The sequence below is a fragment of the Flagellimonas oceani genome (assembly GCF_011068285.1).
GTDB lineage: Bacteria > Bacteroidota > Bacteroidia > Flavobacteriales > Flavobacteriaceae > Flagellimonas > Flagellimonas oceani.
The window spans coordinates 748,296-766,240 of record NZ_CP049616.1 but is presented as its reverse complement, the minus strand read 5'-3'; the positions used below and the strand labels follow the sequence as shown (position 1 = coordinate 766,240).

Genomic DNA, 17,945 nt, shown 5'->3' with positions numbered 1-17,945 from the left:
GATGGAAGAAATAACAGTATTTTGCCCGGCGACCATTGCCAATGTGTCCTGTGGGTTCGATGTTTTGGGCTTGGCCCTGGATTCCGTCGGTGACGAGATGACCGTTCGTAAAACTACTGAAAAAGGCATTCGAATCACCAAAATATTGGGACAAGACCTACCTCTGGAAACAGAAAACAATGTAGCCGGGGTAGCAGGTTTGGCGTTGTTGGCCCAAAGTGATTACGAAGGAGGTTTTGAAATCGAAATCGACAAGCGCATCAAACCGGGAAGTGGTATTGGAAGCAGTGCCGCTAGCTCCACAGGGGCCGTATGGGCCATGAACGAACTGTTGGGCAAACCATTTTCCAATTTAGAATTGGTGAAGTTTGCCATGCAAGGAGAGAAGTTGGCCAGCGATGTGGCGCATGCCGATAATGTGGCCCCTGCCATTTATGGCGGGTTTACATTGGTCCGAAGCTATGAGCCACTCGACATTGTTCCCATTCCCACACCACCGGAATTGTACGCAACGGTAATCCATCCGCAGATTGAGATCAAGACCTCGGATTCCCGTAAAATTCTAAAGACCACGATCTCCATGCAACAAGGAATCCAGCAGTGGGGCAACTTGGGCGGACTTGTCGCAGGGCTATTTCAAAACGACTACGATCTTATCGGGCGCTCGTTGCACGACCATATCGTGGAGCCCATTCGTTCCATTTTGATTCCCGCTTTTGACGATATCAAAGCAAACGCCATAAAAGCAGGAGCGCTGGGAAGTGGAATCTCAGGTTCCGGACCATCCATTTTTGCATTGAGCAAGGGTGGGGAAATTGCACAAAAAGTGGCCGAATCCATGAAAAAAACCTATCAAAACATTGGTGTGGATTTCGACATCCACGTTTCCAAAGTGAATAGCCAAGGCGTAAAAAAAATTGCTTAAACCCATGAAATTCTACAGTCTGAACAACCAAAATACCCAAGCTTCGTTCAAGGAAGCGGTCATTGCAGGGATAGCGCCCGATAAAGGGCTCTATTTTCCGGAACGTGTCACACCTCTTCCTGCTGATTTTTTCGAGAACATTGAGACGCTTTCCAACCATGAAATAGCTTTTAAGGCGATCCTTCAATTTGTGAACGAGGATATTCCAGATGAAGCTTTGAAGGACATCATCGCCCATACGTTGGATTTTGATTTTCCCGTAGTCGAGATTGAAGAAAATGTAGCCACTCTGGAACTTTTCCATGGCCCTACAATGGCCTTTAAAGATGTTGGAGCCCGTTTTATGGCCAACTGTCTTAGCTACTTTTCACAGGGCGAAAAACAGGATGTAACGGTTTTAGTCGCCACTTCCGGGGACACCGGAGGTGCTGTTGCCAATGGTTTTTTAGGGGTTGATGGTGTTAAGGTTGTCATCCTTTACCCTAGCGGAAAAGTAAGCGACATCCAAGAAAAGCAGTTGACCACCTTGGGCCAGAACATCGAAGCCATGGAAGTGAACGGTGTTTTTGATGATTGCCAACGCATGGTAAAGACAGCGTTTCTGGATACCGAGATCACGGACCATAAAAAATTGACCTCGGCAAACAGCATCAATGTGGCCAGATGGCTACCACAGCTTTTCTATTTTTTGTTTGCCTTCAAACAGGCAAAGTCAAAAGGAAAGGAAATTGTTTTTTCTGTGCCATCCGGGAATTTTGGAAACATTTGCGCGGGTATGGTGGCCCAAAAACTGGGCATGCCCGTCAAACAATTTGTAGCCTCCACCAATGTAAACGATGTAGTGCCCAAATTCATGGAAAATGGGGTTTATGAGCCCATGTCCTCCATTGCTACCATTTCAAATGCGATGGATGTAGGCGACCCGAGCAATTTTATCCGTATCAGGCATCTGCACAAGGATGACCTAAAAACACTGCGGAAACATCTATCCGCCTATTCCTTTACCGATGATGACACAAAAACAACCATGAAAAAGGTGTATTCCAATACAGGTTATGTGCTGGACCCTCATGGTGCTGTGGGTTATTTGGGGCTAACAGAATATCAAAAATCGCATCCAGATGCCTATGGTATTTTCTTGGAAACGGCGCACCCTGTCAAATTCCTGGATGTGGTCGAGGAAACTTTAGGAATAAGTCCAGAAATTCCACCACAGATCATGAAAGTGATGGACAAGGAGAAAAAATCGCACCAAATATCCAGTTACGATACGCTAAAATCCTATTTACTGGACAATTAGCACCCGCACTGGCGTATTTTAACAAAGAGGTGTTCAAAACATTCTTTTGGAAAAAGTTTCATCTGCTGCGAAATCAATAAATTTGCTGCAAAACCAAAAGGAATGAAAAATACTGCACTTACAAAAACGCATGAGGCTTTGGGGGCCAAAATGGTACCTTTTGCGGGTTATAATATGCCCGTTTCCTATGAGGGCGTGAATATTGAGCATGAAACGGTTCGCAAGGCTGTGGGTGTTTTCGATGTATCCCATATGGGAGAATTTTTGATAGAAGGGCCCAAGGCTTTGGAACTTATTCAAAAAATAAGCACCAACGATGCTTCCAAATTAACCGTAGGCAAGGCGCAGTATAGTTGTATGACCAATGAAACTGGTGGTATCGTAGACGACCTGATAATATATAGGGTAAAAGATGAAACCTATCTTTTGGTGGTAAATGCCTCCAACATTGACAAGGATTGGGAGCATATTTCCAAATATAACGAGGCCATTGGTGCAGAAATGCGCAACCTATCCGATGACTATTCCCTATTGGCCATCCAAGGTCCAAAAGCAGTTGAGGCCATGCAATCTTTAACGTCCGTGGATTTGTCGTCCATAAAGTTCTACAACTTTGTTGTTGCTGATTTTGCAGGAATAGAACATGTGATTATTTCGGCCACTGGATATACTGGTTCTGGTGGTTTTGAGATTTATTGCAAGAATTCGGAGGTGCAACAAGTATGGGACAAAGTTTTGGAGGCCGGTGCCGACTTTGGCATCAAGCCCATAGGTTTGGCCGCTCGTGATACTTTACGATTGGAAATGGGCTATTGCCTTTACGGAAACGACATTGACGATTCCACTTCTCCCCTTGAGGCCGGTTTGGGATGGATTACCAAGTTTACCAAAGAGTTTGTGAACAGTGACAACCTGTCCAAGGAAAAAGAAGAAGGTTCAAAAAGAAAATTGGTGGCTTTCCAAATGGAGGAACGTGGAATTCCCCGGGCTGGTTACCTTATTTTGGATGCCGATGGCAACGAAATCGGAAAAGTGACCTCCGGCACCATGTCGCCCTCGCTTTCCAAAGGAATCGGTTTGGGCTACGTGACCGTGGAACATTCCAAAGTGGATTCCCCGATCTTTATTCAAATCCGTATCAACAAGGTACCAGCGACCATTGTAAAACTGCCTTTTTATAAAAATACCTAAGTAGCCTTTGGATAAAAAAAAGATATTGATATTGGGAGCGAGTGGATTTGTGGGCAATGCCATATACAAAGAACTCTGCTCCTATTTTGATACGTACGGCACCTATTTTTCCAACAGCAGTTTTTCAAAGAACAAGCAATTTATTAAATATGATTTGGAGGAGGACGATATTTTTCAGGTCCTTGAACGCATAAGACCCGATGTGATCATATCATCGCTTCGCGGAAATTTTCCGGCACAGATACAGGCGCATCAGCATTTGATGGAATACTTGATGATGTCCAAGGCCAAGCTGTATTTTATTTCCTCCGCCAATGTTTTTGACGCCTACAGCAAGTTCCCATCCTACGAGCATGATAAAACGCTGTCCTTGAGTGTGTATGGGAGATTGAAAATCAAAATAGAAAACATGATGATGCGGTTGCCCAAGGAAAAGACCGCCATTCTTCGGATTCCCATGGTTTTCGGCAACTCGTCGCCCAGAATCAAGGAAATCAAGGAAAGTATCGATAACAACGAACCCATTGAGGTTTTTCCGAACCTGATCATCAACGTGACCAATGATGACAGGCTAACACAACAAATTCATTACCTCATCAACAGGAACAAAACCGGCATTTATCATTTGGGCAGCAGCGACCTCATCCAACATGAGGAATTCATCAAGGAGGTCATCGAACATCTTGGAAATTATCATCCCATTTACAAAAGGGTCTATACCACGAACGAAGACCGATATCTGGCCGCTCTGCCAAAGGACAACCTGCTGCCGAAGAACCTTCGTATCAGTTGCCAAGAAATTATTGACCATCATCTTCCCGTCTAGTTTTCTTTTGATTGTTTAATTGTTTATCTTCTGAAAAAACAATATTTATGAAGAAGATGAACACCACTGAAATTGAAAAAGCCCTTAAGACTTTATCTGGCTGGTCCCTAAAGGATGATATGATCGTAAAGTCATTTACCTTTGAGGATTTTACGGAGGCATTTTCCAAAATGACACATATTGCCTTTGAATGTGAAAAGCAAAACCATCATCCCAATTGGGAAAATGTCTATAATAGCCTCACCATAAAATTGAACACGCACGATGCCGACGGGGTTACCCAAAAGGACATTGACCTTGCCACTTCCATCGAAAAAATTATTGGGGAAGCTTAAAAATAATCATCTTGACAACGGTGCATTTTTTGCTAAATTTGCCAGCATCCAGAATTTAAGAATATATGGGAAGAGCGTTCGAATTTAGAAAAGCACGAAAAATGAAGCGTTGGGCGGCAATGTCCAAGGCATTTACACGAATTGGAAAGGACATTGTAATGGCCGTTAAGGAAGGAGGCCCCGACCCTGACGCCAATTCCAAGCTACGTGCCGTAATTCAGAACGCCAAGGCGGTGAACATGCCCAAGGATAATATTGAGCGGGCCATTAAAAGGGCATCGGACAAAAACCAAGGGGATTACAAAGAAGTACTTTTTGAAGGTTATGCACCGCACGGCATCGCTATTTTGATTGAGACCGCTACCGACAATAACACAAGAACGGTGGCCAACATCCGTAGTTATTTTAATAAATGTAACGGTAGTTTGGGGACCTCCGGTTCCGTAGAGTTTATGTTCGACCATACCTGTAGCTTCACCATTAATGCTGAAGGATTGGACCCTGAGGAACTGGAATTGGAACTTATCGATTTTGGTGCTGAAGAAGTGTTTGTTGATGAAGATGGCATTCATATTTATGCGCCTTTTGAAAACTTTGGGGCCATTCAAAAAGAACTTGAGTCCAGGGAAATTGAAATTATTTCTTCAGGCTTTGACCGGATTCCACAGGTAACCAAAGAATTGAACGAGGAAGAAGTGGCCGATGTGGAGAAACTGCTGGAAAAAATAGAGGAAGATGATGATGTACAGAACGTTTTTCACAGCATGAAAGAGTAAATAAATGTTTGATACGACCATTAAAAGGCTTGCTTAACGGCAAGCCTTTTAATTTACAATAGTTTTTCTGGTTTATCCATATCATGAACACTCAAGAACCTCCCAAAAAAACCAAGAGGCCTACAAAAATGCAGACCCCTTAGTCACCAAAATAACCCAACCTAAAACTTTACTTTATTTTTTTAGCTACGCTTTTTGTGCGTAATTTCCTATACTTACGAAAAAAGTATGGGGGTGGTTTGCTTTTTTTTAATTTTTTTTGAAAAAAAAGGGCCTACAAAATGTAGACCCTAAAGACACCTAATTCACTTTTCCTAGCTTTGGATTTTTATATTTTAATTGTTGTACAGATACATGGAGGAAGAACCTGCCAGATCCATACTCCATGATGGATAAACGTTACCTTCCGATTCCCAGCAGTTCTCAAACCCAAGCACTTTGCCATTACCGATTTCCGAAATGTAAACGGTCTGTGTTTTGGCATCGTAAGCCACATCGATAGGGTTGCCCAATTGTGTGTAAGACCCTGCAATTCGCTTTTGACTGCTAAGCGCTATTACACCGCCGTTCTCCGTATTGTTGATCAAGCTCGTAAAATTTGCCATGGTGTGGATACCTCCATCATCTGTGGTATTGGCAGCATCACCAATGTCCGTCATCACCAATACATCGTCAGAAACGCTATAGGTAATACCATGGGTTCTCACGATTCCTTCAATGGTCACTATCTTGGAAGCTGGCAAGGTGCAGTCCTCTGTGGTGGCAAAAAAGTCGGTAAAAATGGCAAGGTCACTGGAATTATCCACTACGGCCAACAAGTCATCTCCCATAAATGTGATGCCCCATACATCGAATTCAATATCGAAAGTATTCATCAAAGTAAAGGAGGAACCGTTTTGGGCATACACATAAAAAGTATGGTCCATGTTATCGGAAACCACCACTTTATTTCCATAGACGGCTATTTCCCTTGGGCTCATCAAATCAGCTGTACTGGAAAAATCGGCATCTACCATTACACCATCACTATTAAAACCAAACCCTCCATAATATTCCACGGTAAGATTAGATCTTGATGCTTGAATCAAATAATCATTTAAACCAGAGTAATAAATCCCCTCGGAAGCGGTGGAACCGGTAATAATTGTTTTTGAAGTGCTGTTCAGAAGGTCGTACACAACTACATCGCCGTTGGCGGTACTCGTGGTGTAGAGTTGGGTCATACCCATTTCACTGGAATCCCCCATATCGCCATCGGTTTCATCACTGGAAAAATATATTGAAGATGCTGCGGTCAAATCCACATTAAATGTCGGGGCAATATTTCCGCCACTGCCTATGGATGAAAAACCAAGTACTTTACTGGTTCCAATATCGGAAACATAAACAATGTCCATTTCAGAATCGTAGGCCACATCAATGGGATTGCCCATTACGGTAGATGATCCAGCCACTCTGATCTGATTATCGGTTGTGAGCACATCACCATCGGAAAGGGCATCGAACTTTAGGGAAAAGTCATTGATAATGTGAAAACCCCCATCATCATCGGTATTTGCCGCATCACCAATGTCCGTCATTACCATTACATCATCGGAACCACTGTAAGTAAGTCCATGTGTTCTTACTATCCCCTCGATGGTCACACGCTTGTCCGGATACATTGTCCCGTCCATCGCTTTGTCCAAAAAGTCGTAATAAACGGCCAAATCACTGGAAATATCTACAACGGCGTACAAATCTCCTCCTTTAAAGGTTATCCCCCAAACCGGAAATGGAACATCCACTGTGGTCTGCAAGGAAAATGTAGTTCCTGTTTTTTGATACACAAAGAATTTATTGGAACCATTATCGGCAACTACATAATAATCGCCATAAACGGCCAATTCACGAGGGCTTTCCAAATCTGCATCCCCGTTGAAAGAAATATCCAAGCTCAAATCCATGTCCAAAAGGTCGGTTACATCGAAAGATTCCAACCAATTGCTTGATCTTGATGCCTGTATCACCAAATCCTCGGAAGCATCGTAGTAAATACCTTCGGCCGCCGTGGACGAAGTTCCAATAGTCAGTTGGGTGTCGTTGGTGATATCAAACTTGGTGATGTCGCCATTCTCATTGTTGGTTACGTACAACTCGGCACGTCTGCCCTCCTCCACCATTTCATCGTCATCATTGCCGCCCATGTCGTCGGGCATCATTGAATTGTCGTCTTCATCGCAGGAGACCATAACCATAAACATGGATAGCAGTCCCATTTTAAAAATTGAGGTTGTTAATGTGTGTTTCATGTGACAGTTTTTTTACATTAGTATTCTGCCATACTTACGGAAACATACAGGGGAGGGTTTGGTTTTTATTAAATAACTACGGATTAAAACTGTATTCGGGTATTTTTCCTTTTACACCGATATAAAAACCATATATTTTTTTAAGGTCGCTTTCCATACTATCCGTGGGACAAAAAGGTTCCGCTATCTTGATTTCCTTTTTGCCAAAATCAAAAGCGACCATCACAATGGGCACTTGGGCCTTTTTGGCGATATGGTAAAACCCAGTGCGAAGCTGCTCTACCTTTTTCCGGGTACCTTCCGGGGCCAATGCCAATCGGAATATTTTTCTGGAATTGAAAATCCCAACAATATTTTCGACCGTATTGGAAGTTTTGGAACGATCTACGGGAGCGCCTCCGGTCCATTTAAAAAACCAGCCAAATGGAGGTTCAAAGAGACTCTTTTTTCCAATATAATTGATTTCCTCGTTGATGACCTTTCGAATCAAAAGACCTAAAAAAAAGTCGAGCCAATGCGTATGGGGCACTACAATTATGACACATTTGTCCAAATTGGGAAAGCTGCCGATGAGCTTCCATCCCAATATTTTGTAGTAGATAAATTTGGACAGCGACTGCATTTTGTGGAGCTGGTTCTATAACCAACCTATCTTATATTTTCTGATATATGGCCTGAAGACGTTCGGGTGTCATGATACTTTTCCAGTCCTTTCCCAAAGCATTCTCCCAAAGCGGCTCCAATCCAAGTGAGATATTGACCATAACGTCAAAATCGTTTTGGGTTAGGTCGGCGCAGATGCCTTTGGGCAACACGATACCGTGTTTGTCCATCATGCTATTGAATAGTGAAACGCCTTCCGGGTAAAATTCCTCCAGATGTTGAAACACCAAACAGTTTCCTATGCCATGCTTGATTCCTAAAAGATAGGATAGGCCGTAACTCATGGCATGTGCCACCCCGACTTGGGAATAGGCGATGCTCATTCCCCCGTGCCAAGAGGCCATCATTAATTTGTCGCGGGATTCCTCTGCGGGTAAATCTTCCAAAAATACTTCCTTGCAGAGTTCCATGGCCTTCTCGCCATAACTCTGACTGAATGCATTCAAATAGGTTCCCGTTAACGATTCCACACAGTGAATAAAACAATCCATCCCTGTATAAAACCATTGGTCTTTAGGAACGGTTTTACTGAAATCGGGATCTAAAAGCACTTGATCAAAAGGTGTGAAATCTGAATTGATGCCCAACTTTTTTTCTGGACCTAGCAGCACTGTAGTCCTAGAAACTTCGGCCCCTGTACCGCTTATGGTGGGTATGCCCACATGATAAAGTGCAGGTTTGTTCACCAAATCCCATCCTTGGTAGTCCTTTGCCAGTCCTTTATTGTTCAACAAAATGGAAACGGCCTTCGCCAAATCGAGCAAGGTGCCGCCTCCAATTCCAATAATGCCAGAAGGAAGTTCCCTATACTTTTCCCTGATCTGTGCCACCAAAGCATCCACTTGGGCAGTTTTGGGTTCCTCTTCCGCAGAAATGAAAATGATTTCATCGTTGAACAGTAGTGGCACTTTGGCCATAAAATCGGCGTTTTCGAAAAAATCGTCCACCAAAAAAATAAAGGGGGCCTCCGAACTTTTACGTTGGGGCAATAAAATATCTCCCAGCTGCGAAAAACATCCCGACCCAAATATCACCCTGGGCACCATGGGAAAGTTTTTATAAGCAGTTTTATGGTTTGATGCTGTTTCTTGTTTCTTCAAATTATTATCTGTCTTCATTAGTTGTCCAAATACTTCAAAACATCTTTTAGGCCGTTCAATTTAAGGTGGTTGTTCTGCATTTCGTCTTCCGACACCATCTCATGGGCCCATGTGGTATGAAACGGTACATGCACCGCTTGCGCACCAATATTCAAGATAGGCAATACATCCGACTTTAAGGAGTTTCCTATCATCAAAAATTCGTTGACATCTATTTTTAAATGTTCCAGCAAATTCCTGTAATTGCTTTCTTTTTTATCACTCAATACTTCCACGTGATGGAAATATTGGGACAGTCCCGACTTTTCCAGTTTCCGTTCCTGATCTAAAAGATCTCCTTTGGTGAGCACGATCAATCTATACTTGCCCATCAACTTGGAAAGCACTTCCTCTACGCCATCGAGCAATTCCACCGGGTGTGAAATCATATTTTTGCCCAGTTCCAATATTTGGGCGATGGTTTCCTGGGGCACCTTGTTGTTGGATAGGTCCAAGGCAGATTCTATCATGGAAAGCATAAAACCCTTTATGCCATACCCATAAATGTCCAGATTGGCCATTTCCATTTTAAAGAGCTCTTGGTCTATCTTGTTCTTGGTCTCGTAACCTTCCAATAGCTCTGCGAACTTTTCCTCGGTATCCCTAAAATAGGTCTCGTTCACCCAAAGGGTGTCATCTGCATCGAAGCCAATGGTTTTTATGTTGGAAAAATCTACTTCCATACTTTTCTTGCACGTTCTAAGTCCTCCGGTGTATCAATTTCGATACCGGTGACATGGGTTTCGACCATTTTTATTTTTTTCCCGTATTCCAAAAATCGGATGGCCTCAATTTTTTCCTTCGCTTCCAAGGGCAACATGGGCAGTTTCTGAAAATCCATCAACGCCCTTTTTCTGAACACATAAACTCCTTTGTGTTTATAATATTTCGCATCTACCTTCTCGTCCCTTGGATAAGGAATGGGTGACCTAGAGAAATACAGGGCAAAATCCTGATTGTCCACGATTACTTTTACGGTATTGGGGTTTGCTATCTCTTCCCAATCGGTAATCGGCGTCATTAATGAGCCCAGGTCAATCTCTTTCTCAGTGTCATTTTTAAAGACCTTGATAATTTTTTCCAAGCTTTCGGCATCGATAAAAGGCTCATCTCCCTGGACATTGATCACAATATCAACATCCATATCCTCTACGGCTTCGGCAATTCTATCGCTTCCACTTTCATGCGTCTTTTTGCTCATGATCACTTCGCCGCCAATGTCTTTAATTACATCGGCAATCACCGGGCTATCGGTAACCACATATACCTCATTAAAAAGGCCTGTTTTTACTGCCGCTTCGTAAGTCCTGACGATTACGGGCTTCCCGCCAAGGTCCTGCATCAGTTTGGCAGGGAACCGTGAGGCTTGGTAACGGGCGGGAATCATGGAGATTATATTCACTTTATCTTTTTTGGTTGAATTCTATTTTGATTTTGGTCTTATTTTTCGGTAAATCCTGAATATGATCAGCAAAATGATGATAACCAGAATGGCTGCAATGGGCGGCACCAATATGGATGCCGTGCTCACCGCTACGGCCGCACCGGTTTCCACGGTCGATACCAACGGATTGGCAAGACCTCCCGTTGCCCCCGTAGATGCCAATCTACCGGTAGCATTGGCTCCCTTAATGGCCGTTGCCGTTCCTCCCCCGGCAATTATGGCCAAAGACCAAGTGACCACAGGGTCCATGTTTGCTGCTGTGGACACAACTGCTGCCGTACCCGCTATTCCTGCCAACGGAATGGCTATGCTGTCCAAGGCATTGTCCACCCATGGGATAAAGTAGGCGAAAATCTCCACAATCGTAGCTATGCCCAACGTAATGAGGGCGGTAAGGCTCCCTATCCATTGCCAGCTTTCGTTCAATTCCCAAACCCCCATATAGGCGGCAAAGCTGAGGGCAAAAAGGGGCAGGAAAACTCGAAAACCTGCGGAGGCGGCCAATCCGATTCCGAGGAACAAACTTAATATGGTATCTGGTTCAATATTCATGTTGATGTCTAAAATAGCCTTTTCCTAGTCAAGAAAAAAATCATCCTTAAAACCTATCAAATAGAGTTGTCGCTCTGCCCTTGTCACAGCGGTATATAGCCATCTCAGGTAATCTTTGTCCACACCGTTGGGCAAATAAGGTTGCTCCACAAAAACGGTGTCCCACTGGCCCCCTTGGGATTTATGGCAGGTGATGGCGTAGGAAAATTTAACCTGTAGAGCGTTAAAGAACTTATTGTTCTTTACGCCCAAGAATTTCCTGTATTTGGATTTCTCGTGGGCATAATCCTTCATTACTTCTTGGTACAATCTGTTTCCATCATCATAGGAAAGCGAAGGGGTCTCCGCCGTAATGGTATCCAACAAAAGCACTGTTTCAAAAGGTTTTTGGTTGGGGTAATCCACCATTTTCACCTTTACCTCGGCAAATTTAAAACCATAAAGTTCCTTAATGGCAAAAAGCTCCAGCACCTCTATAATATCACCATTCGCAATAAAACCCGCTTCGGAATTGGGCTTTAGCCAGAAGTAATTGTTCTTCACGACCATCATATAGTCGCCTACGGAAATCTCATTGTCCAAAAAAAGTATTCGCTCCCTTATATTTTGATTGTAGAGGTTGGCCCTTTTATTAGATCGCACTATAATGGCCGTTTGTTCTTTTCCATTTTGGCTGTATGATGAATCTATGGCCTCTTGTATTTCGTTGCCATCTATCAAGCGAACAATGTCCTTATAATTGCCAAGATCAAATTTGAAGTCTTCAAAAAACTCCGATTGCAATTGTTCCCGAAGATTTGTTGCATTGTGCAGGATTCCCGAATCATCCGCTTGCCGCATCACCTCGTCCAGTTCCAAACATTCCACTTCCTTATCATAGTTTAAGGATAGGCGCCCTTCATCAAGAGCTGGGCTCAATTCCAATTTTACAGGGGGCAACTGTGCCGTGTCCCCGATCAATATCAACTTACAGTTATGGCCGGAGTGTACATAGAACATTAAATCGTCCAACAAGGAACCGTTCTCGAACAATTTGGAATCTGCGGGCGTATCCGGAATCATGGATGCCTCGTCCACTATAAAAACGGTATTTCTATGCTTGTTCGGGGCCAAAACAAATTGAATGCCCCCACCGGATTGCTTCTTTGGAAAATAGATTTTTTTATGGATGGTAAATGCCTTGTTTCCGGAATAAACGGACATAACTTTTGCCGCCCTGCCCGTTGGGGCCATTAAAACAGCGCTCATTTTCACTTTCCAGAGGCTGCTCACCAAAGTGGCCACCAAGGTCGTTTTCCCGGTTCCGGCAAACCCTTTTAACAAGAACACTTCGTCCTTCTTGCCCTCTAAAACAAAGTTAGACAGCTTATTAAGTGCCAAGCCCTGTTTCAAGGTGGGTGTATGGGGAAACTTTTCGGTTAAAATCTTTAAAAATCCTGGTGCGTTAAAATCCTTCATGAGCGCTAAATATAGTGGTCTTTTTTAAAGCAAAAAGTTTCCCAATAAAAAAAATATTGTAGATTTGTCTGTAACCACTAAATTAACTTTGAAAGACAGTATCAGATATGTTAAACTTAATTCTTATTGTTGTTTTAATATGCCTTGTGACCATAGGGCTAGTTTTTGTTATTGATAGATTTTTACCTCAAAAAGTAAAGCCGGTTCTTGTAATTCTATTTGGAATTCTTAGTATTTTTCTAGGCTATAAAATATACGATTCTATCAATGCCCCCATAAAGTTCAACAAGGTAAGAAACGAAAGGTTCACCCAAGTCATCAAAAAACTTAAGGACATAAGGGATTCGCAGGAAGCATATAAAACCGTAAATGGTAAATATGCCAACGATTTTGAAAGCTTGATCAAATTCATAGATACCGGCAACTATACCATCACCACCCAACGTGATTCCTCTTTCATGAGATACGACAAAGTATATCAAATTGAAATGCAGCAAGATACCGTTATCGTGGATACTTTGGGAACTGTTAAGGTTAAGGATTCCCTTTTTGGAGCGGACAACCGATACAAGTCCATGATGGACGTACCTTTTGCCCAGAACAACGAGAAATTTGAAATGAAGGCCGACATTATTGACAAGAGTGGGTACAAAGCTCCTGTTTTTGAAGCCAAAGTGAAGAAAGAAGTTGTGCTTTACGACCAACCTCAAGACCTGCTCGAAAAGGAAAAGGCCTATCAGAGTGTTGAAGAAGTCAACGGAGCCGAAATAAAGGTAGGTTCTTTAACAGATGTTAGTACCAACGGTAACTGGCCACCTATTTACGATAGGAAAAAGATAAACTAGCTATAGCACAGAACGAACAAAATAGCACGTATAGAAAATTGTCCATTCAAGTTGGCTTGAATGGACTTTCTTTTTGTGTGATAGATACCATTACCCACAAAATCCTAGCCTTTGAAAAACTAATTTTCAAAACACAGCTCACCCCCTACCTGATGCTCAAAGAGTTAAAGGAAAAGCTGGGAGATCAAAGTGGAATTGGCAAGGACTTTTCCGAAGTAATGGTCATTCACAAGAACAATATGTTCAGTTTGGTGCCCAAGCCACTTTTTAACAGGGAAGAGCTACCCAACTACCTTAAGTTCAACGCCAAGATCATGGCGAACGACCTTATCGCCCACGATGAGATCCCTAATCAGGATATCATCAACGTTTATATTCCGTACACCAACATCAACAACTATATTTTTGACCTTTTTGGTGAGTTCGAGTTCAAGCACAGCGGAACCGTTCTCTTAAACACATTATTAAACCAGAACCGGACTACATCGGAACCCATATGCTATGTACAGGTATCCGATAGGGAAATGGAAATGATGGTAATGTCAGAAAAGAAATTACTCTTTTATAATCAGTTTGAATACAAGAGCAAAGAAGATTTTCTTTACTATTTGTTGTTCAGCTTGGAGCAATTGGTCATGGATCTGGAAAAAATCCACCTCAAGCTGTTTGGCGCCATTGAGGAGGGCGATCCTATTTATGAGCTCTGCTACCAGTATGTAAAAAACATTTCCGTTTTTGTTCCAAGCAACCCCTCCTTTACTTTGGAGCAAATGGAGAACGAAAGCATAGACTTTTCCATTTTAAGCGCACTTTAAAATGCGGATCATTTCAGGAAAATATAAAGGAAAGCGACTGACCGCTCCCAAAAAATTGCCTGTTCGTCCAACGACCGATATGGCAAAAGAGGCCCTGTTCAACATTTTGAACAACCGTTTCTATTTTGATGAACTTAAGGTTTTGGACCTATTTTCCGGCACCGGCAACATAAGCTACGAATTTGCATCACGAGGCGCTGAAAACGTTACCGCCGTTGATGCTTTCCAAGGATGCGTCCGGTACATCTCCAAAACAGCGCAGGAACTGGAGTTTACCATCAACACCATAAAGTCTGATGTTTTTAAGTTTTTGGAAGGCACACCGGCAAAGTTTGACCTTGTTTTTGCCGACCCTCCATACGATTTTAGCACCGACCAGTTTTTAAAAATTGCCGACTTGGTTTTCGAAAAAGAACTTTTATTGGAAGATGGTGTGCTGATCATTGAGCATTCGGACCAAACCAATCTTTCCGAACACCCCCGATTTTCGGAGCAACGGAAATATGGTGGAAGTATTTTTAGCTTTTTTGAAGCTGAATAAAAGCAGGCCATAAGCCGGATTCTGTATACCCTTATCATTTATCTAGACAAATGGTTGCCCAAGTGTTCCAACCGCCTACCCTCCAACTCGGGCGTGCAGCCCTCTCCCGATAGCTATCGGGACGTTGGTTTACATGACGTTTCACCGCATAGAGTTTACCTGATTTCACTACAGCCGAACTGTACTTGCTTTCTGTTGCACTGGTCCTCGCCTCTCGGCGGACGGGCGTTACCCGCTATGCCGCACTATGGTGTCCGGACTTTCCTCTTCAAGCATGGTTGCCCAAACTTGCAGCGATAAGGTGGCCTGCTGGGCGCAAAGGTAATCCAATTGTTAATAAAAAACGTGGTAACTCTCGTATTGGGTTCAACTTTGGCAAATGCTATTTTTATATTTGTATTAATTCTATTTTTCTGAGTATTGGAACCGTTCATTGTATCAGCAAGAAAATATAGGCCCCAAACATTCAAGGATGTTGTGGGACAGTCTTCCATTACCAATACGCTGCTGAACGCCATCGAGAACAACCATTTGGCACAGGCCTTATTGTTCTGCGGACCGAGAGGTGTCGGGAAAACCACCTGCGCGCGTATTTTGGCCAAAAAAATAAACCAAGATGGTACGGAACGGGAGGATGAGGATTTTGCCTTCAATATTTTTGAGCTCGATGCCGCCTCCAACAACTCTGTGGATGATATCCGTAGTTTGATTGACCAAGTACGCATTCCTCCGCAAACCGGAAAGTACAAGGTGTATATCATCGATGAGGTGCACATGCTATCCCAATCGGCGTTCAATGCTTTTTTAAAGACGCTGGAGGAACCGCCCAAGCATGCCATTTTTATTTTGGCAACCACGGAAAAACATAAAATTATTCCAACTATCCTATCCAGATGTCAAATTTTTGATTTTAAAAGAATTACGGTAAAGGATGCCTCGGAATACTTGAAGTACATAGCCCAGCAGCAAGGCATTCAAGCTGAAGAAAGTGCATTGCACATCATAGCCCAAAAGGCAGATGGCGCCATGCGGGACGCTCTGTCCATTTTTGATAGGGTAGTAAGCTTCTCAGGAAAAGAATTGACCAGAAAGGCCGTAACGGAAAACCTCAACGTTCTAGATTACGATATTTATTTCTCGGCGACCGATTTGATTCTTGAAAACAACATTCCCGAACTTTTGATCTTGTTCAACAAAACCTTATCATTTGGTTTTGACGGCCACCATTTTATCACCGGCCTTGCCACACATTTCAGGGATCTTATGGTATGTCAGCATCCCGATACCTTAAACTTGCTAGAGGTCGGGGAAGATGTGACCCAACAATACCAAGATCAAGCCAAAAAGGCTTCAAAACAGTTCTTGTTGAAGGCCATTGATATGGCCAACGATTGCGACCTGCAATACAAGAGCAGTAAAAATCAACGGCTGCTCGTAGAGCTCACCCTTATGAAATTGGCGTCCATCACTTATGATGGAGAAAAAAAAAACTCTAGTTTCATAATACCGGCCTCACTCTTCAAAGAAAAGAAAGTGACCCAGTCGCCGTCGGTTACCGAAGTTCCAAAAGCCAACACCCCCAACAATGCAGCTTCAGATACATCGAAGACAGAGCAGACTGCAATTCCATCGGTCCAAAAAACAGAACTCACCCCAGATGTTGTTATTGAAACGGAACCTGAAAAAGAATTGGTAAGTGAGCCTAAAGAACCCTATCAACCCAAAAAAATACAAATAAAGGGATCGGAGAAAAGAGTATCCGGTCTTTCGCTATCCAGTATCAAGGTCAAAAAGGCGCACGAGAATACCAAATCCCCGAACATAGACGTAAAAGACCTTCCCAAAGATGCATTTGAGGAAAAGGAAATGCAGCAACATTGGGACGATTTTGTGCACGAACTGGAAAGACAGGGAAGAAAAATATTGGCGAGCAATCTTCAAACCGATGTGCCCAAACTTAAGAACGATCATGTAATTTGGATTGAGTTGCCGAACGGCACCATGAAAAAGGAAATTGAGCGAGAGCAAAGTTTAATGCTTGACTACCTTAAACAGAAACTGAACAATTATTCCATTTCACTTTACATTACGGTAAATGAGGAGGTCGCCAAAAAGTTTGCCTTTACTCCGGAGGAAAAGTACGAGAAACTGAAAGAAAAGAACCCGAACATCGAACTCTTGCGCAAGGAGTTTGACCTTGATTTTTAACATCACCTACATTCCCTTTATCTTTGCACCCGTAACACCGAAAAAATATATTCATGCTAGGCCTAAAACTACCAACAGACCCAAGATGGGTGAACATTGTAGAAAAGAACATCGAGGAAATTTTGACCGACCATGCCTATTGTGAACAGAAGGCTGCCAGTACTGCTATTTCATTGATCATAGGTTTCCCGGAAAAATCCGAATTGGTCAAGGAAATGACGGCCCTGGCCCGTGAAGAAATGGGCCATTTTAATATGGTGCACGATAAAATCTTGAACCGTGGCTGGGTTTTGGGCCGCGAACGCAAGGATGAATATGTGATCCAACTCATGAAGTTTTTTCCGAAAGGCGGCAGTAGGGACACACACTTGGTGCACAAACTTTTGTACGCTGCCTTGATAGAGGCGCGAAGCTGCGAACGTTTTAGATTGCTCTCCGAAGAAATAGACGACGAAGAACTGTCCGAATTTTACCGGAATTTAATGGTAAGCGAAGCCAACCACTACACCATGTTCCTAAAATTTGCCCGTAAATATGGTGACAAAAAGGAGGTAGATCAAAAGTGGGAAGACCTTTTGGGATACGAGGCCCAACTTATGAGGGATCTCGGTAAAAAGGAAACCATGCACGGGTAGC

The 17,945-nt window shown here is 43.0% G+C and carries 18 protein-coding genes and 1 other RNA gene; 11 read left to right on the top strand and 8 right to left on the bottom strand.

What is annotated here, in order from left to right:
• Window position 1 precedes the first annotated feature (1 nt).
• The 6 genes from GVT53_RS03610 (at window position 2) to GVT53_RS03585 (ending at window position 5,353) form a co-directional block, all read left to right on the top strand.
• Window positions 2-925, top strand: a complete 924-nt coding sequence (locus tag GVT53_RS03610) for a homoserine kinase (RefSeq protein WP_166247463.1) — start codon at window positions 2-4, stop codon at window positions 923-925.
• 4 nt (window positions 926-929) lie between these two features.
• On the top strand, window positions 930-2,225 hold the full coding sequence (gene thrC, locus GVT53_RS03605) for a threonine synthase (RefSeq protein WP_166247462.1): 1,296 nt from the start codon (window positions 930-932) through the stop codon (window positions 2,223-2,225).
• A 102-nt stretch (window positions 2,226-2,327) separates the two neighbouring features.
• Window positions 2,328-3,416, top strand: a complete 1,089-nt coding sequence (gene gcvT / locus GVT53_RS03600) for a glycine cleavage system aminomethyltransferase GcvT (RefSeq protein WP_166247461.1) — start codon at window positions 2,328-2,330, stop codon at window positions 3,414-3,416.
• A gap of 7 nt (window positions 3,417-3,423) precedes the next feature.
• Window positions 3,424-4,242: a sugar nucleotide-binding protein gene (locus GVT53_RS03595; RefSeq protein WP_166247460.1), complete on the top strand. Its 819-nt coding sequence runs from the start codon at window positions 3,424-3,426 to the stop codon at window positions 4,240-4,242.
• A gap of 47 nt (window positions 4,243-4,289) precedes the next feature.
• Window positions 4,290-4,577, top strand: coding sequence for a 4a-hydroxytetrahydrobiopterin dehydratase (locus GVT53_RS03590; RefSeq protein WP_166247459.1), 288 nt, complete (start codon window positions 4,290-4,292; stop codon window positions 4,575-4,577).
• 65 nt (window positions 4,578-4,642) lie between these two features.
• The gene (locus GVT53_RS03585) at window positions 4,643-5,353 is read left to right on the top strand and encodes a YebC/PmpR family DNA-binding transcriptional regulator (protein WP_166247458.1); all 711 of its coding nucleotides are present in this window, start codon (window positions 4,643-4,645) and stop codon (window positions 5,351-5,353) included.
• Window positions 5,354-5,688: 335 nt separating this feature from the next.
• Here the strand turns inward: GVT53_RS03585 and GVT53_RS03580 are convergent, their stop codons facing one another.
• The 7 genes from GVT53_RS03580 to GVT53_RS03550 form a co-directional block, all read right to left on the bottom strand.
• Window positions 5,689-7,644, bottom strand: a complete 1,956-nt coding sequence (locus GVT53_RS03580; RefSeq protein WP_166247457.1) for an autotransporter outer membrane beta-barrel domain-containing protein — start codon at window positions 7,642-7,644, stop codon at window positions 5,689-5,691.
• 76 nt (window positions 7,645-7,720) lie between these two features.
• The gene (locus GVT53_RS03575; protein WP_166247456.1) at window positions 7,721-8,266 is read right to left on the bottom strand and encodes a 1-acyl-sn-glycerol-3-phosphate acyltransferase; all 546 of its coding nucleotides are present in this window, start codon (window positions 8,264-8,266) and stop codon (window positions 7,721-7,723) included.
• 31 nt (window positions 8,267-8,297) lie between these two features.
• Window positions 8,298-9,425, bottom strand: coding sequence for an iron-containing alcohol dehydrogenase family protein (locus tag GVT53_RS03570; RefSeq protein ID WP_166247455.1), 1,128 nt, complete (start codon window positions 9,423-9,425; stop codon window positions 8,298-8,300).
• Complete coding sequence (locus GVT53_RS03565) at window positions 9,425-10,129, bottom strand: HAD family hydrolase (protein WP_166247454.1); 705 nt, start codon at window positions 10,127-10,129, stop codon at window positions 9,425-9,427. Before GVT53_RS03565 ends, GVT53_RS03570 begins: the two co-directional genes overlap by 1 nt.
• Window positions 10,120-10,833 carry a 3-deoxy-manno-octulosonate cytidylyltransferase gene (gene kdsB, locus GVT53_RS03560; protein WP_205791922.1) on the bottom strand — a complete coding sequence of 238 codons (714 nt, stop codon included), beginning with the start codon at window positions 10,831-10,833 and terminating at the stop codon, window positions 10,120-10,122. Before kdsB ends, GVT53_RS03565 begins: the two co-directional genes overlap by 10 nt.
• A gap of 36 nt (window positions 10,834-10,869) precedes the next feature.
• A complete protein-coding gene (locus GVT53_RS03555) occupies window positions 10,870-11,442 on the bottom strand; it encodes a DUF4126 domain-containing protein (protein ID WP_258537751.1) in 573 nt (190 codons plus the stop codon).
• 24 nt (window positions 11,443-11,466) lie between these two features.
• On the bottom strand, window positions 11,467-12,900 hold the full coding sequence (locus GVT53_RS03550; protein WP_166247452.1) for an ATP-dependent DNA helicase: 1,434 nt from the start codon (window positions 12,898-12,900) through the stop codon (window positions 11,467-11,469).
• A gap of 107 nt (window positions 12,901-13,007) precedes the next feature.
• On the opposite strand from GVT53_RS03550, the gene GVT53_RS03545 reads away from it, so the two are divergent.
• The 3 genes from GVT53_RS03545 to GVT53_RS03535 are packed head-to-tail and all read left to right on the top strand — an operon-like array spanning window position 13,008 to window position 15,101.
• Window positions 13,008-13,745, top strand: coding sequence for a hypothetical protein (locus GVT53_RS03545; RefSeq protein ID WP_166247451.1), 738 nt, complete (start codon window positions 13,008-13,010; stop codon window positions 13,743-13,745).
• Between the two features lie 38 nt (window positions 13,746-13,783).
• Window positions 13,784-14,560, top strand: coding sequence for a DUF3822 family protein (locus GVT53_RS03540; protein ID WP_240905128.1), 777 nt, complete (start codon window positions 13,784-13,786; stop codon window positions 14,558-14,560).
• Window position 14,561: 1 nt separating this feature from the next.
• Window positions 14,562-15,101, top strand: a complete 540-nt coding sequence (locus tag GVT53_RS03535; RefSeq protein WP_166247450.1) for an RsmD family RNA methyltransferase — start codon at window positions 14,562-14,564, stop codon at window positions 15,099-15,101.
• Here the strand turns inward: GVT53_RS03535 and rnpB are convergent.
• Window positions 15,097-15,414: RNase P RNA component class A (rnpB, locus tag GVT53_RS03530), an RNA gene on the bottom strand. The genes GVT53_RS03535 and rnpB overlap by 5 nt on opposite strands.
• Window positions 15,415-15,521: 107 nt before the next feature.
• Here rnpB and GVT53_RS03525 point away from each other — a divergent pair.
• Both GVT53_RS03525 and GVT53_RS03520 read left to right on the top strand, forming a co-directional pair.
• Complete coding sequence (locus GVT53_RS03525) at window positions 15,522-17,309, top strand: DNA polymerase III subunit gamma/tau (protein WP_166247449.1); 1,788 nt, start codon at window positions 15,522-15,524, stop codon at window positions 17,307-17,309.
• A 53-nt stretch (window positions 17,310-17,362) separates the two neighbouring features.
• Complete coding sequence (locus GVT53_RS03520; protein ID WP_166247448.1) at window positions 17,363-17,944, top strand: MiaE family protein; 582 nt, start codon at window positions 17,363-17,365, stop codon at window positions 17,942-17,944.
• The last annotated feature ends 1 nt before the right edge of the window (window position 17,945 follow it).

Excerpts from the sequence above, each read along its gene's own strand:
- GVT53_RS03535 (WP_166247450.1), top strand. The coding sequence starts at position 14,562 with ATGCGGATCATTTCAGGAAAATATAAAGGAAAGCGACTGACCGCTCCC.
- kdsB (WP_205791922.1), bottom strand. The coding sequence starts at position 10,833 with ATGATTCCCGCCCGTTACCAAGCCTCACGGTTCCCTGCCAAACTGATG.
- GVT53_RS03565 (WP_166247454.1), bottom strand. The coding sequence starts at position 10,129 with ATGGAAGTAGATTTTTCCAACATAAAAACCATTGGCTTCGATGCAGAT.
- GVT53_RS03520 (WP_166247448.1), top strand. The coding sequence starts at position 17,363 with ATGCTAGGCCTAAAACTACCAACAGACCCAAGATGGGTGAACATTGTA.
- GVT53_RS03545 (WP_166247451.1), top strand. The coding sequence starts at position 13,008 with ATGTTAAACTTAATTCTTATTGTTGTTTTAATATGCCTTGTGACCATA.
- GVT53_RS03580 (WP_166247457.1), bottom strand. The coding sequence starts at position 7,644 with ATGAAACACACATTAACAACCTCAATTTTTAAAATGGGACTGCTATCC.
- gcvT (WP_166247461.1), top strand. The coding sequence starts at position 2,328 with ATGAAAAATACTGCACTTACAAAAACGCATGAGGCTTTGGGGGCCAAA.
- GVT53_RS03550 (WP_166247452.1), bottom strand. The coding sequence starts at position 12,900 with ATGAAGGATTTTAACGCACCAGGATTTTTAAAGATTTTAACCGAAAAG.
- GVT53_RS03575 (WP_166247456.1), bottom strand. The coding sequence starts at position 8,266 with ATGCAGTCGCTGTCCAAATTTATCTACTACAAAATATTGGGATGGAAG.
- GVT53_RS03590 (WP_166247459.1), top strand. The coding sequence starts at position 4,290 with ATGAAGAAGATGAACACCACTGAAATTGAAAAAGCCCTTAAGACTTTA.
- thrC (WP_166247462.1), top strand. The coding sequence starts at position 930 with ATGAAATTCTACAGTCTGAACAACCAAAATACCCAAGCTTCGTTCAAG.
- GVT53_RS03610 (WP_166247463.1), top strand. The coding sequence starts at position 2 with ATGGAAGAAATAACAGTATTTTGCCCGGCGACCATTGCCAATGTGTCC.
- GVT53_RS03570 (WP_166247455.1), bottom strand. The coding sequence starts at position 9,425 with ATGAAGACAGATAATAATTTGAAGAAACAAGAAACAGCATCAAACCAT.
- GVT53_RS03585 (WP_166247458.1), top strand. The coding sequence starts at position 4,643 with ATGGGAAGAGCGTTCGAATTTAGAAAAGCACGAAAAATGAAGCGTTGG.
- GVT53_RS03555 (WP_258537751.1), bottom strand. The coding sequence starts at position 11,442 with ATGAATATTGAACCAGATACCATATTAAGTTTGTTCCTCGGAATCGGA.